The 11,957-nt window shown below is 27.9% G+C and carries 15 protein-coding genes and 1 riboswitch; of the genes, 7 read left to right on the top strand and 8 right to left on the bottom strand.

Translation table 11 applies throughout. The features are described 5' to 3' along the window. Nucleotides 1-17: 17 nt before the first annotated feature. Genes Q3304_RS06000 through Q3304_RS05990 form a run of 3 tightly spaced genes read left to right on the top strand, consistent with a single transcriptional unit; the run spans nt 18 to nt 2,977 of the window. Complete coding sequence (locus Q3304_RS06000) at nt 18-743, top strand: response regulator transcription factor (protein ID WP_054270154.1); 726 nt, start codon at nt 18-20, stop codon at nt 741-743. 3 nt (nt 744-746) lie between these two features. After that, nucleotides 747-2,165, top strand: a complete 1,419-nt coding sequence (locus Q3304_RS05995; protein WP_407814875.1) for a sensor histidine kinase — start codon at nt 747-749, stop codon at nt 2,163-2,165. Further along, nucleotides 2,162-2,977: a TraX family protein gene (locus Q3304_RS05990; RefSeq protein ID WP_407814876.1), complete on the top strand. Its 816-nt coding sequence runs from the start codon at nt 2,162-2,164 to the stop codon at nt 2,975-2,977. Before Q3304_RS05995 ends, Q3304_RS05990 begins: the two co-directional genes overlap by 4 nt. 220 nt (nt 2,978-3,197) lie before the next feature. On the opposite strand, the gene Q3304_RS05985 is transcribed toward Q3304_RS05990, so the two are convergent. Next, the gene (locus Q3304_RS05985; RefSeq protein WP_407814877.1) at nt 3,198-3,818 is read right to left on the bottom strand and encodes a flavodoxin family protein; all 621 of its coding nucleotides are present in this window, start codon (nt 3,816-3,818) and stop codon (nt 3,198-3,200) included. A gap of 169 nt (nt 3,819-3,987) precedes the next feature. Here Q3304_RS05985 and Q3304_RS05980 point away from each other — a divergent pair, with 169 nt between their 5' ends. Next, on the top strand, nt 3,988-4,320 hold the full coding sequence (locus Q3304_RS05980) for a helix-turn-helix domain-containing protein (RefSeq protein WP_054270158.1): 333 nt from the start codon (nt 3,988-3,990) through the stop codon (nt 4,318-4,320). Between the two features lie 114 nt (nt 4,321-4,434). Here Q3304_RS05980 and pcp read toward each other — a convergent pair whose 3' ends face one another. The 7 genes from pcp to Q3304_RS05945 all read right to left on the bottom strand — a co-directional run bounded on the left by pcp (nt 4,435) and on the right by Q3304_RS05945 (nt 9,215). Continuing rightward, nucleotides 4,435-5,076: a pyroglutamyl-peptidase I gene (gene pcp / locus Q3304_RS05975; protein ID WP_054270159.1), complete on the bottom strand. Its 642-nt coding sequence runs from the start codon at nt 5,074-5,076 to the stop codon at nt 4,435-4,437. Between the two features lie 20 nt (nt 5,077-5,096). After that, complete coding sequence (locus Q3304_RS05970) at nt 5,097-6,029, bottom strand: DUF979 domain-containing protein (RefSeq protein ID WP_054270160.1); 933 nt, start codon at nt 6,027-6,029, stop codon at nt 5,097-5,099. A gap of 21 nt (nt 6,030-6,050) precedes the next feature. Continuing rightward, nucleotides 6,051-6,716 (bottom strand): DUF969 domain-containing protein, encoded by a 666-nt coding sequence (locus Q3304_RS05965; protein ID WP_054270161.1) that lies wholly within the window; start codon nt 6,714-6,716, stop codon nt 6,051-6,053. Between the two features lie 212 nt (nt 6,717-6,928). After that, a complete protein-coding gene (locus tag Q3304_RS05960) occupies nt 6,929-7,525 on the bottom strand; it encodes a GNAT family N-acetyltransferase (RefSeq protein WP_054270162.1) in 597 nt (198 codons plus the stop codon). Nucleotides 7,526-7,730: 205 nt separating this feature from the next. Then, nucleotides 7,731-8,207 (bottom strand): flavodoxin domain-containing protein, encoded by a 477-nt coding sequence (locus Q3304_RS05955; RefSeq protein ID WP_407814878.1) that lies wholly within the window; start codon nt 8,205-8,207, stop codon nt 7,731-7,733. 2 nt (nt 8,208-8,209) lie between these two features. After that, nucleotides 8,210-8,611, bottom strand: a complete 402-nt coding sequence (locus tag Q3304_RS05950; protein WP_407814879.1) for an FMN-binding protein — start codon at nt 8,609-8,611, stop codon at nt 8,210-8,212. After that, nucleotides 8,595-9,215: a TetR/AcrR family transcriptional regulator gene (locus Q3304_RS05945; protein WP_167640781.1), complete on the bottom strand. Its 621-nt coding sequence runs from the start codon at nt 9,213-9,215 to the stop codon at nt 8,595-8,597. Before Q3304_RS05945 ends, Q3304_RS05950 begins: the two co-directional genes overlap by 17 nt. Before the next feature lie 340 nt (nt 9,216-9,555). Then, a riboswitch (PreQ1 riboswitch) is annotated at nt 9,556-9,599 on the top strand. 101 nt (nt 9,600-9,700) lie between these two features. Between Q3304_RS05945 and Q3304_RS05940 the strand changes: the two genes are divergently transcribed. Genes Q3304_RS05940 through Q3304_RS05930 form a run of 3 tightly spaced genes read left to right on the top strand, consistent with a single transcriptional unit; the run spans nt 9,701 to nt 11,929 of the window. Then, nucleotides 9,701-10,669: a nucleoside hydrolase gene (locus tag Q3304_RS05940; protein WP_054270166.1), complete on the top strand. Its 969-nt coding sequence runs from the start codon at nt 9,701-9,703 to the stop codon at nt 10,667-10,669. 1 nt (nt 10,670) lies between these two features. After that, nucleotides 10,671-11,234 (top strand): ECF transporter S component, encoded by a 564-nt coding sequence (locus Q3304_RS05935; RefSeq protein ID WP_074178319.1) that lies wholly within the window; start codon nt 10,671-10,673, stop codon nt 11,232-11,234. Between the two features lie 5 nt (nt 11,235-11,239). Further along, the gene (locus Q3304_RS05930; protein ID WP_407814880.1) at nt 11,240-11,929 is read left to right on the top strand and encodes a radical SAM protein; all 690 of its coding nucleotides are present in this window, start codon (nt 11,240-11,242) and stop codon (nt 11,927-11,929) included. Nucleotides 11,930-11,957 lie beyond the last annotated feature (28 nt).

The following is an 11,957-nucleotide window of genomic DNA, read 5'->3' as shown; positions in this document are numbered from 1 at the left end:
ATAATAGGAGGTTATTTATGGAAAATAGTATTTTAATAATAGATGACGAGGTAGAAATATTAAAACTTTTAGAAACTGTATTAAAGAAAGAAGGTTTTAATAACGTATATACTGCAAAAACTAGAAGAGAAGGATTAGAAATATTTAAAAATATTAACCCTGATTTAATTATACTAGATATTATGTTACCTGATGGAGAAGGTTATGATATTTGTAAAGAAATAAGAAAAAACTCTAATTCTCCAATAATATTTTTGTCAGCTAAAACAGAAGAATTAGACAAATTACTTGGACTTGCAATTGGAGGAGATGATTATGTTACAAAACCATTTAGTCCTAAGGAAGTAGCTTTTAGGGTCAAAGCTCACTTAAGAAGATTAAGTTATTTTAATGAGAGCCAAAATGGAAGTGTGGATTTAGACAATGATAAAGAAAAAATTATATCATTTGGACCATATAAATTAAATGAAAGTAGAGCAGAACTTATAAAAGATGGGCAGTCCATAGGATTATCCGCAAAAGAATTAAAAATATTATCTTTATTTGCACACAATCAAAATCAGATTATAAGTAAAGAGAGATTATGGGATAAGGTGTGGGGAGAAGATTATGTGGGTTTTGATAATACTATAATGGTTCATATAAGAAAGATTAGAGAAAAATTGGAGGATAATCCCTCAAAACCAGAATATATTTTGACAATAAAAGGCCTTGGATATAAATTAGCAGTAAAGGAAGATTAGAGTATGAGATGGAAGATTACTAGAAACTTTATGCTCACAATCGTATTTGTAGTTATATCAGTAGTTATTATAAATATCATTTCTATACTGTATGTTGTTTCAACTAATAGTTTTTTTAAAGCTGTGGACTCTAAAAATAATCCTGAAGAATTTGCACGTTCTTTTGAAAAAGATTTATATGAAAAAAATGGAGTGCTTAGGCTATCAAAGATTGGAATTGATAAACTAGAAAAATCAAATTCTTGGTTACAAGTTTTAAATGATTCAGGTGAAGAAGTCTATGGAATGAACGTACCAAAGGATACTCCTAAAAAATATACGCCATTTCAGATGGTTAATAATTACAAGTATAGAGAAACAAATTACATTAATTTTATTTTAGAAAAAACTCTAAACAAAAAACATTTAAATGTAATAGTTGGTATGCCTAGTAGAGATACATCAAGAATAATTTTAACTTATTCTAATGATAGTATTAAAAATACTTTAAATAAAATCATTATTATAACACTTGTGATTGATGGAATGGTAGCATTGGGTGTTGGCTACTTATTTAGTAGAAAGCTTACAAAACCAATATCAAGTGTGTTATGGAGTGTTGAGACTATGGCCAATGGAAATTATAGTTTATACCTTAAAGATAGAGGTATATATGAAGAAGTGTTTGCAAATATCAATATGTTGGCTTATACTTTAAGAATAAATGAAGCAGAGAGAAAAGAAAATGAAAAATTGAGAGAAGAATGGCTAGCAAATATAACACATGATATAAAAACTCCTTTATCATCTATACAAGGATATGCAGAAATAATCAATGACAAAGATTATGAGTTTGTAGAAGATGAATTACGAGAGTATACGGAAATTATATACAATAAATCTAAGTATATAAAAGATTTGGTTGATGACCTAAATTTATCTACTCGACTAAAAAATAATAATATAGTTTTGAATAAGAAAAAAATAAATTTAGTTGGTTTGGTTAGAAATATAATAGTGGATATTTTAAATGATAATAGATATAAAAATAGGTATATTGAGTTTGAATGTTATGAAGAGTCAATAGAAGTACACGCAGACCCAATATTGTTAAGAAGAGCCATAACTAATCTTATATTTAATTCAATAGTTCATAATAGTGAGGATACTTTGATAGAGATAAAAATTATAAAAAAAGATAATATAGAAATTATAATAAAAGATAGTGGAGTTGGGATAAGTGAAAATGATTTAAAACATATTTTTGAGAAATATTACAGAGGTACCAATACAGGCGAATTGCATAAAGGTTCAGGGCTTGGGATGGCTATTTCTAAAGAGATAATAGAGATTCATAAAGGAAATATCTATGTAAATAGTAAAATTGGAGTAGGGACAGAAATTATTATAGAAATAAATCAAAATTGGGGGAGAATAATATGAATTTTTTTAAAAAAGGAATAAATGGGTTTACTATTAAGATGTTGGCATTAATATTTATGACATTTGACCATATAGCAGCATTTATGCCAGAAACAATGCAAATACCTATTTGGTTTCATTGGATAGGTAGAATATCAGCACCTTTATTTACGTTTATGGCAGTGGAAGGATTTTATCACACTAGTAACAGGAAAAAGTACATAACTAGGTTGTATATTTGGTCTGTTATTATGGCAATAGGAAATCAAATAATTAATAGTGTATTTCCACATCCAGAAGGGGTAATAATTATAAACAATATTTTTTCAACAATATTTTTGATAGCAATTTATTTACAAGCAATAGAATTTATAAAGAAATTTAGAAAAGAAAGAGAAGTAAAATATCTTATTATAGGGTTAGCAATGATAATAGCCCCTATAATATTAGGAATATTTATAATAACTATACTTTTCAAATCATTTAATGAGCTTCTAGCTTTATTTATGACTTTAGTACCAGTACCATTTTTAGTAGAAGGTGGACCAATTCTTATTACACTTGGAATTATTTTTTATTTGTGTAGAGAGAAGAAGCTTAATCTAAGTATCTGCTATATTTTAATGTGTATCTTTGTATTTATAACAATGGCAAATGGAGATTTTAGTTTAAAAAATTCTACTTTACAAAATTACCAATGGATGATGGTTGCTTCTCTACCTTTCATGTTGCTTTACAATAGAGAAAAAGGTAAGAGTATGAAATATTTATTTTATTTATATTATCCAGCCCATATATATGTGTTGTATATTTTAGGGATATACTTAATATAATTTTAAAATATAAAATGTGTGCATTAAAACACTTCTGCTTAAAAATAACATTGGATATAAGTATAATATTACTGGAACTTGAAACTTTTTAATAAAAAATAATAAAACAGAGATTTGATGTATACACTTAATAACTCTGTTTTATTATTTTTTGTAATATATATTTTTATTTATAGATTAGCATTTTCATTATTAATAAATTCCACTATATTTTCATTATCTATTTTATAAAATTAGTCATAACTTTCTCTTCATACTGTGGTTCTTTAATTCCAGATTTCTTACCAACTGAAATACATTTAAGAAGCCATGCCATATTTTCGCCTAAAGTTCGCATGGTTTGTAAGCCTTCTTCATCCTTCATAACATCTTCTGGTGTAAAACCATGTACCTGATTCCAATACTGTGATGATACAATAGGCATATTGCTAATTGAAAAATATTTGTTGAGTTGGTCAAATGTTGCAGTTGCACCACCACGTCTACAGGATACAATTGAAGCACCTAATTTTGTAGCCATGCGACTCCCAGCTATGAAAAATAAACGGTCAAGAAATGAAGTTAATTGACCACTTGCACTAGAAAAATAAACAGGAGAACCAATAATGATACCATCAATATTATCAAGTTCCTCAACTAATTCATTAACCTTATCATCACAAATACATTTTCCAGTTTCGAAACAAGATGAGCAAGCAATACATCCTGGGATTGCTTTTTTACCTAAATACAGTATTTCTGTTTCAATATCATGTTTATTTAATACTTTAGTAACCTCAGTTAATGCTGTATAAGTACATCCACATTGGTTTGGGCTACCATTAATCAATAAAACTTTCATTATAAATTTCCTCCAATAAACTTTATTTAATAGATTTTCACATATATATTACACTTCCTATTATCAAATTGACTTTCAATTATTCTTACACTATAATTTTATTATAAATTATCTTAAAAACAAGTACGCACATTTTTGTTCAATACTAACCAAAAGGAGAGTGTAACATATGGGTATAGATTATATCTCAAATACAGATTTAAGTGAAACAGGATTTAGCTATACACTTTCATTGATTAATGGCAAATATAAAATGATAATTCTTTATTGTCTTGTAGAATTTAAGGTTGTCAGATATAACGCATTAAAGCGTTATATAAATACAATTTCCTATAAAACCTTGAGTTTATCATTGAAGGAATTGGAGGCAGATAACTTGATTATTCGTACTGAATATCCTCAAATACCTCCTAAGGTAGAATATAGTCTATCTGAAAGAGGAAAATCTTTGATTCCAATTCTAGATGCAATGTGTGAGTGGGGAGAGAAGAATAAACTTTAATTTTATATTTGTATGTATTATAAAAAGACTGTAAGTAAATATCTAAACAAATTTACTTACAGTCTTTACTTGAATAACTCTTATTTAAAATTTATAAAAATATTCAAAGAGTCATTATGAAATTTCACCACCAATTTCCTCTATATCATTTTTATAGATAGTACAAGCTTCCACAGCTAATTCTAAACCTTTCACTATTTCTTCTAGAGACATAAAAGGTGTATTCTTTTTATCTATTATCTGTGAAGTCATATATGGTATGTGTATAAAGCCACCTCTTATATTAGGATATTTTTTATCTATCATGTAAAGAATTCCATACATTACATGATTACAAACAAATGTACCTGCAGTGTTTGAAACACTTGCTGGAATTTTATTTTCATTCATATGCTTTACCATAGCTTTTACAGGTAATTTTGAAAAATATGCAGGTTGACCATCTTCTTTTATAACAGTATCTATGACTTGGTTACCTTCATTATCTTTTATTCTAAAGTCATCTACATTTATAGCTACCCTCTCAGGAGTAATATCAAATCTACCTCCAGCTTGTCCAACTGATATTACTATATCTGGATTGTGCTGTTGGATAGCTTTATCTATAGCTTCAACAGATTTTGTCATAACTGTTGGTATAGTTATTTTTATAATTTCTGCGCCATTTATATTATCATTAACCCTTTCAACTGCTTCTTGAGCTGGATTTATTGGTTCTCCACCAAATGGGTCGAATCCTGTTAATAAAATTTTCATTATTCTACCTCCTAATTGTATTAAAATCCTAAAAAATACATTACTAATATGTGAGCTATAATTAATACTAAAGCAACTGGTGCTTGGTATTTTATAACAATGTAGTCGTTTTTGCATTCAAGTAAAGCTGCTGGAACTATATTAAAATTAGCAGCCATTGGAGTAAGTAAAGTTCCACAATATCCTGCTGTTAATGCTAGTGCTCCAATTATAGCAGGATTTCCACCTTGAGACAATACGAAAGGAATTCCAATTCCTGCTGTTATGACTGAAAACGCAGCAAATGCATTCCCCATTATCATAGTAAATATAACCATACCTAATACATACGCTATAACACCAAATAATCTGTTATCAGCAGGAACTACACCAGATATCATATTTGAAATGACTTCACCAACTCCAGCTTGAGTAAATAGAGCGCCTAATGCAACCAAAAGTTGTGGTAACATACTAGCAGGTCCCATTTGCTGAAGTAATCTTGAGCCATCTTGAACTGATGTAGTAGGCTTTGCTTTAGTTATTATAAGAGCTGATATTAATGCAATTATTGAACCCACACCTATTGCGAACTGTGAAGAATTGTCAAAATTAGTAAGGCTCATAGCCACAACTACTGCAGCAAATGCTAATATTAATGAGGGTATAAATATTTTATTTTTAAGTTTATCTGCTTGTTCTTTCCCAAAATTCTCATTTGGTTCTTCATATTTTGCAAATACAACTTGTTTGGAAAGTGTCAAAAAACTAGATAATATTAGAATTATTCCGATTATATTAGCTGGAATCAGTCTACCAAATATGAAGGGTAATGATATCAGTATCCAAAATAATGATGTACCATATTTCTTATTGTTATCTATTGTAGTAAAAGACCTATATGCTATTACAACCATCAGAAAACCCATCAGTGCATAAAAAACTTCTAATGATATATTTATAAAATTTTGCATTTTTATTCCTCCTAAATAAATCTATCTCTTGTGACTCTTATTTAATTTCTTATCATATAAAGTAAATTGAATTGTAGCAACTACAAGTGCTATTACTGCCATGATAATATTGGCCTTTACAATGTTAAGTCCAGTTACATTGTATCCGAACTGAGTCAGTGTAGAAGCTATAAGCAATACTCCACTACTACCTGCAAATAAATTTTGACCATAAAAGTTTCCATAGTTTTCTGATGCAGCAGACAATGCTTTTATAGCTTCTTCATCAGATTCTTTTAGTTCATCACTATTACTTAAACCAGCAGCTTGTGCCATCGGATTAACGAGTGGTCTCACAAACTGAGGGTGTCCACTCATTCTTATTGATAGAGCACCAGCTACTTGTCTAGCTATCATATATATAGTAAGTACTTTTCCTGTTGTAAGTTTCTTTAATTTTTCTATTAAGGAAACAGCTCTTTGTTTCAATCCATATCTTTCTAACACACCAATTACTGGTAATGTTAGTATGAATAATGATACACCTCTGTTTGAAACAAAAGAGTCACCCAGGATTGTAAAGATTTGATTAAAGTCTAATCCTGCAACAATCCCTGTTGCTATGCCTGCTAATAATACAGTAAATAGTGTATCCATTTTAAGTATAAAACCAATTACGACTATCAAGATACCAATTAATTTTATCATGAATTATTCTCCTTCCATTTTTCTATATTTTAAATTTAAATTCGGTTAGTAAGTAAAGATAAACTCTTTTTATAGTATTTGCTTTAATAAGACTATTATTATGAAATTTGAGAAAAAAATAGAGAAGATGTTTAAAATATTAAAATAAATATTTTAAATATCTTCCCTATTTTTTCTTTTGTTCATATTTTATAGATTAAATTATATTAAATCTAAAGTGCTATTAAATTAATATTCTCATTTAAAATAGCAGCTATTTCTTTGGAATTAACTTGTTTGATTGTTTTTATAGAATTAGGATTTTTAGAGTGATTACCTATATGTTTTTCAAACAACATAACATCATGCCAACAATCAAATTTATATCCTGTATTGTGATAAATCCCACATAGTTTGAAACCAAATCTTTGATGAAGTTTTTCGCTTTTTATATTTGGTGACGTAATACTAGCATACAAATTTTGAATATTTTGTAACTTCAATATATCTATGATTGAATTATAAAGAGCAATTCCTATTTTATTACTAATAAATTTCTTATCAACATAAATTGATAATTCAACATTCCATTGATAAGCAGTTCGTTCATTGTGTTCATGAGCATAGGCATATCCAACAATTTTTTTATTAATTAAACAGACTAGGTAAGGATATTTTGAACAGATTTCTTTTATTCTGTTTTTAAAATCATCAATGCTTGGAATGCTATACTCAAAAGTAATTGCAGTATCAGTAATATATGGAGTATATATTTCCAATATTTCTTCTGCATCCATTTCATTAGCAATCCTAATTTCAATATATTTCATAAATATCATCTCCAATATAATAAATGTAGTAGAATTTTCTTATATAATACATAGGTCTAAATAAATATAAGAAAATATTGTATAATATATAATATTGTATAGATATATAACTACTTTATCAATATTTACAAACTTCAGAGTATATTTATAATACTACATTTTAGATAATTTTTTTATCTTGTAAGGAGATTTGAAATAAATAATTTTATTTATTAAGATTTCTTAAAAAATCGTCTATACTATCTTGTGATATTTTAAAACTGTCATAATTACCTTTTGAAACCGACTTCATAATAAGCTTATCTAAAAATTTCATCTTTTCTAATCGAGCTTCACTACCAAAAATTCCAATTGCATTTGCATTTTCTAATAAAGATGCTGGAAAGTTTGATTTTAGATATTTATCTGCCTGTTCAGAAAATCCACAACAAAGGAATACACCAACTCGTTTTTTGTTTAATAATTCTATATTATCATTACACAATATACGAATCTTTTTTGAAACTGAACCAACATATATAGAACTTCCAATAATAATTGTATCAAATTTTGATAATTCAATTTTAGGATTACTATCATTGATATCAAAAATAGTGATATTGTCTGATAGTTTATTTTTTAGTATGTTTGCACAGTCTTTCGTACAACCATATTTACTTGAGTATATAATAATAGTATTCATATTTAGTCTCCCTTTCTCAAAGCATTTTCTACAGCCTTTCGTATAGTATCACTGCTATAAGTCGCAGATGTTATAGCATCTACTTCTAAAGATTGTTGTTCAACTATATTTTTTATGATTTTTTCACCAGGTTTACCTAAAAGAGTGTCATGTTCTAGTATCTTAATATTTTTAATTCTGCCATTATTAACTTCAACAGATACAGTAGCCTTCACAAGTTTATTATCAGCACTTCCTGTATAAATACCATTTTTCACATTAGCAGGGTTTATATTTTTTACCACTAATTTTTCTGGCTTTAAGTTAGTTATAATCAAAATAATAATGCATATAAACACAAGAAATAGGATTATAGATATTTTAAAAACTTTTTTCTTCTTATTAGTTTCATTGTGGTTTTTCATTGTAAAGCCCTCCTACTAAAATATCTAAGAAATTCTCTATAATTTGAGTGAAATTATGTAAGGAATACAATTGATTTTCAACAATACATAAAATAAATCCTAATAGTGCACTTATAAGCATCCATGAAGTTTTATCTACGTTTTGTTTAAATATACCCTGCTCAATTCCAAGGAAAAGAAGCTCATCTAGTATTTCTATACCATTATTAGTAGGTTCACTATTTGTACTTTCAGATGCAAATATAATGTTCATCCTACTATGCATAATAGCTTTTGACATTTCAGGTTCACTTGAAAGAGTCTTTATAAAACTAGTCATAATTTCTATGATTTGCTTATCTATTGGGAGAGATGAGCAATTATGTATAATATCAATAGCATTACTTTCTACAGTGTTATAAAGTTTTTTTGTCATATCGCTGATAATCTCTGCCTTGTCTTTGTAGTAAAGGTAAATTGTAGTTGGAGAATAATCTATTTTTGAAGCAATTTTTCTTATTGATAAATTTTCATATCCATATTGATTGATAATTTCTATGCTAGCATCCATAATTTTTTTCTTCATTTCTGCTTTTTCATTTTCACGTCTTGCTTTAATACTCATATAATCACCTCATAACTTAACAGTGTTAATTTAATTTACAATGTAATTATATGCTTTATATTTAATATTGTCAATAAACTATGAATAATATAATTTAATAAATTTTTATAGCTGAAATCTTTAAGTTATTAATTGTAATAGTTCAACTATTGTTGTATAATAATAATCGGTTTAAAAGTGCCACATTTTGTTAAAGTTAGCTTATAATTTTAAATAAACTTTAACAAGACACATCAAAATATAATAAATTCTTTTATACTACAAAATTCATTTTGTAGTTATTAAATCAGATGGAACTTTTTTGTAGGTCTACAATAAATAGACTAAAACAATACTAACATCTGTACTTGTTCGAGAACTCCAAGTATAAAAAACTAAGGAATTATATAGTGGCAGTATATAATTAATACCCTTAGACACACCTTTTTGAAAGTGGAAAAAAGATGTGTAGTTCTCCTCGACCACAAATCAAGGAGGATAAAAGTATGGAAAAAAGAAAAGTAATAATTGATTGTGACCCAGGAATTGATGATTCTTTGGCCATTCTTCTAGCTTTAAACTCACCAGAGCTAGAAGTACTTGGAATTACCACATGTTGTGGAAATGTTCCAGCAAATGTAGGTGCAGAAAATGCACTAAAAACACTTCAAATGTGCTCTTCACTAAATATACCAGTATATAAAGGAGAGGAAGCACCACTAAAAAGAAAACTTGTAACAGCTCAAGATACACATGGAGAAGATGGTATTGGAGAAAACTTTTATCAAAAAGTGACAGGAGCTAAAGTAAAAGATGGGGCAGTAGATTTTATAATAAATACTTTACGTAATCATGAAAAAGTATCAATAATAGCACTTGCACCACTTACAAATATAGCTAAGGCACTTATGAAAGATAAAGAAGTCTTTGAAAATCTTGATGAGTTTGTGTCTATGGGAGGAGCATTTAGAATTCATGGAAATTGCTCTCCAGTAGCAGAGTTTAACTATTGGGTAGACCCACATGGAGCGGATTATGTTTACAAGAATTTATCTAAAAAAATTCACATGGTAGGTTTGGATGTAACTAGAAAAATTGTACTTACTCCTAATATTATTGAGTTTATAAATAGACTTGATGAGAAAATGGCAAAGTATATAACTGAAATAACTAGGTTTTATATTGATTTCCATTGGGAGCAGGAAGGAATAATTGGCTGTGTGATAAATGACCCTCTAGCAGTAGCATACTTTGTAGATAGAAGTATTTGTAAAGGATTTGAATCATATGTAGAAGTCGTAGAAGATGGTATAGCTATGGGTCAATCTATAGTGGATTCTTTTAATTTCTATAAAAAATATCCTAATGCAATTGTTCTAAATGAAGTTGATGAAAAGAAGTTTATGTATATGTTTTTGAAGAGGCTTTTCAAAGGTTATGAAGACATTATAGACTCTGTGGAAGGAGTGATATAGTGTGAAAAGAAAAATATGTGTAAAAACTATTACACTTATAGCTTTTGGTATCTCTATAAATATAATAGGGGCGTTTATAGCTATGGGGTTAAGATTACCTATATACTTAGATTCAATAGGAACTATAATGATAGCATCGCTTTTAGGTCCTAAATACGCTGTAGTTACAGGTGTGTTTGGAAGTTTAATAAGTGGAATTACATTTGATGTGTATTCTCTTTACTTTGCACCAGTTCAGATATCAACAGGTTTACTTGCTGGAATAGCATTTAAAAAGAATTTTTTAAATGGATTAAAAACTCCATTAGGGGTATTGTTATTTGCTATTCCAACCTCTATAATAAGTTCAATAATTTCAGCTTTTCTCTTTGGAGGTATGACATCATCAGGTTCTTCCTACATAGTACAAATTTTGAAAGTATTAGGATTAGGAGATGTATTTAGTGTATTTGTAACTCAAGTATTAACAGACTATGCAGACAAATTGGTAGCAGTTGTTTTAGTGAATTTAGGATTAAATGCGGTTCCAAAAACTTTAAAACTATCATTGACTGGAGGAAGATAGAAAAAATGGATAGATATAGTGAAATAACAAATAAAAATCAAAGAGAAATTGTTTTACTTAAAGGATTTCCTTGTATATGGGGAAAGTGTTCTTTTTGTGATTATATAGATGATAATTCTAATTTAGAAGAAGAAATGAACAGGTTAAATATAGAGATTTTGAAAAATATAACTGGAAAATATGGAGTTCTTGAAGTCATAAACTCTGGTAGTTGTTTTGAATTACCAAAAGATACTTTAGCAGAAATAAAATGTATTATAAAAGAGAAGAAAATAAAAAAATTATTTTTAGAAAGTCATTGGTCTTACAAAAATAGGATTAAAGAGATGAGAGACTATTTTGGAATTCCTATAGTATTTAAAATTGGAGTTGAGACTTTTGACAATGATTTTAGAAATAACGTTTTAAATAAAAATGCAAAATTTAAAACACCACAAGATGTAAAAGACTATTTCGATTCACCTTGTATTATGGTAGGAATTGAAGGTCAAACAAAAGAGATGATAGATAGGGATATAGAGATTATATCAAATGATTTTGAAAAAGCAACTGTGAATGTTTTTATAAATAATTCTTCAAGTATCAAAAGGGATGAAGAGTTAGTTAAGTGGTTCACTAATAAATATAAATATTTAGATGAAAATCCAAATATAGAGGTTTTATATAATAATACAGATTTTGGTGTTGGAGATTAGTAAAGTTTTTAAGTCTGTATTATATTGT

Origin of the sequence: Clostridioides sp. GD02377 (assembly GCF_045899875.1) — a bacterium.
Classification (GTDB): domain Bacteria; phylum Bacillota; class Clostridia; order Peptostreptococcales; family Peptostreptococcaceae; genus Clostridioides; species Clostridioides difficile_A.
Note: the sequence above shows the minus strand (reverse complement) of the source record. Positions and strands in the feature narration are given on the sequence as shown.

What these genes read in the sequence shown, in the direction of transcription:
- Q3304_RS06000 (WP_054270154.1), top strand. Translation starts at nt 18, where the DNA reads ATGGAAAATAGTATTTTAATAATAGATGACGAGGTAGAAATATTAAAA.
- Q3304_RS05995 (WP_407814875.1), top strand. Translation starts at nt 747, where the DNA reads ATGAGATGGAAGATTACTAGAAACTTTATGCTCACAATCGTATTTGTA.
- Q3304_RS05990 (WP_407814876.1), top strand. Translation starts at nt 2,162, where the DNA reads ATGAATTTTTTTAAAAAAGGAATAAATGGGTTTACTATTAAGATGTTG.
- Q3304_RS05985 (WP_407814877.1), bottom strand. Translation starts at nt 3,818, where the DNA reads ATGAAAGTTTTATTGATTAATGGTAGCCCAAACCAATGTGGATGTACT.
- Q3304_RS05980 (WP_054270158.1), top strand. Translation starts at nt 3,988, where the DNA reads ATGGGTATAGATTATATCTCAAATACAGATTTAAGTGAAACAGGATTT.
- pcp (WP_054270159.1), bottom strand. Translation starts at nt 5,076, where the DNA reads ATGAAAATTTTATTAACAGGATTCGACCCATTTGGTGGAGAACCAATA.
- Q3304_RS05970 (WP_054270160.1), bottom strand. Translation starts at nt 6,029, where the DNA reads ATGCAAAATTTTATAAATATATCATTAGAAGTTTTTTATGCACTGATG.
- Q3304_RS05965 (WP_054270161.1), bottom strand. Translation starts at nt 6,716, where the DNA reads ATGATAAAATTAATTGGTATCTTGATAGTCGTAATTGGTTTTATACTT.
- Q3304_RS05960 (WP_054270162.1), bottom strand. Translation starts at nt 7,525, where the DNA reads ATGAAATATATTGAAATTAGGATTGCTAATGAAATGGATGCAGAAGAA.
- Q3304_RS05955 (WP_407814878.1), bottom strand. Translation starts at nt 8,207, where the DNA reads ATGAATACTATTATTATATACTCAAGTAAATATGGTTGTACGAAAGAC.
- Q3304_RS05950 (WP_407814879.1), bottom strand. Translation starts at nt 8,611, where the DNA reads ATGAAAAACCACAATGAAACTAATAAGAAGAAAAAAGTTTTTAAAATA.
- Q3304_RS05945 (WP_167640781.1), bottom strand. Translation starts at nt 9,215, where the DNA reads ATGAGTATTAAAGCAAGACGTGAAAATGAAAAAGCAGAAATGAAGAAA.
- Q3304_RS05940 (WP_054270166.1), top strand. Translation starts at nt 9,701, where the DNA reads ATGGAAAAAAGAAAAGTAATAATTGATTGTGACCCAGGAATTGATGAT.
- Q3304_RS05930 (WP_407814880.1), top strand. Translation starts at nt 11,240, where the DNA reads ATGGATAGATATAGTGAAATAACAAATAAAAATCAAAGAGAAATTGTT.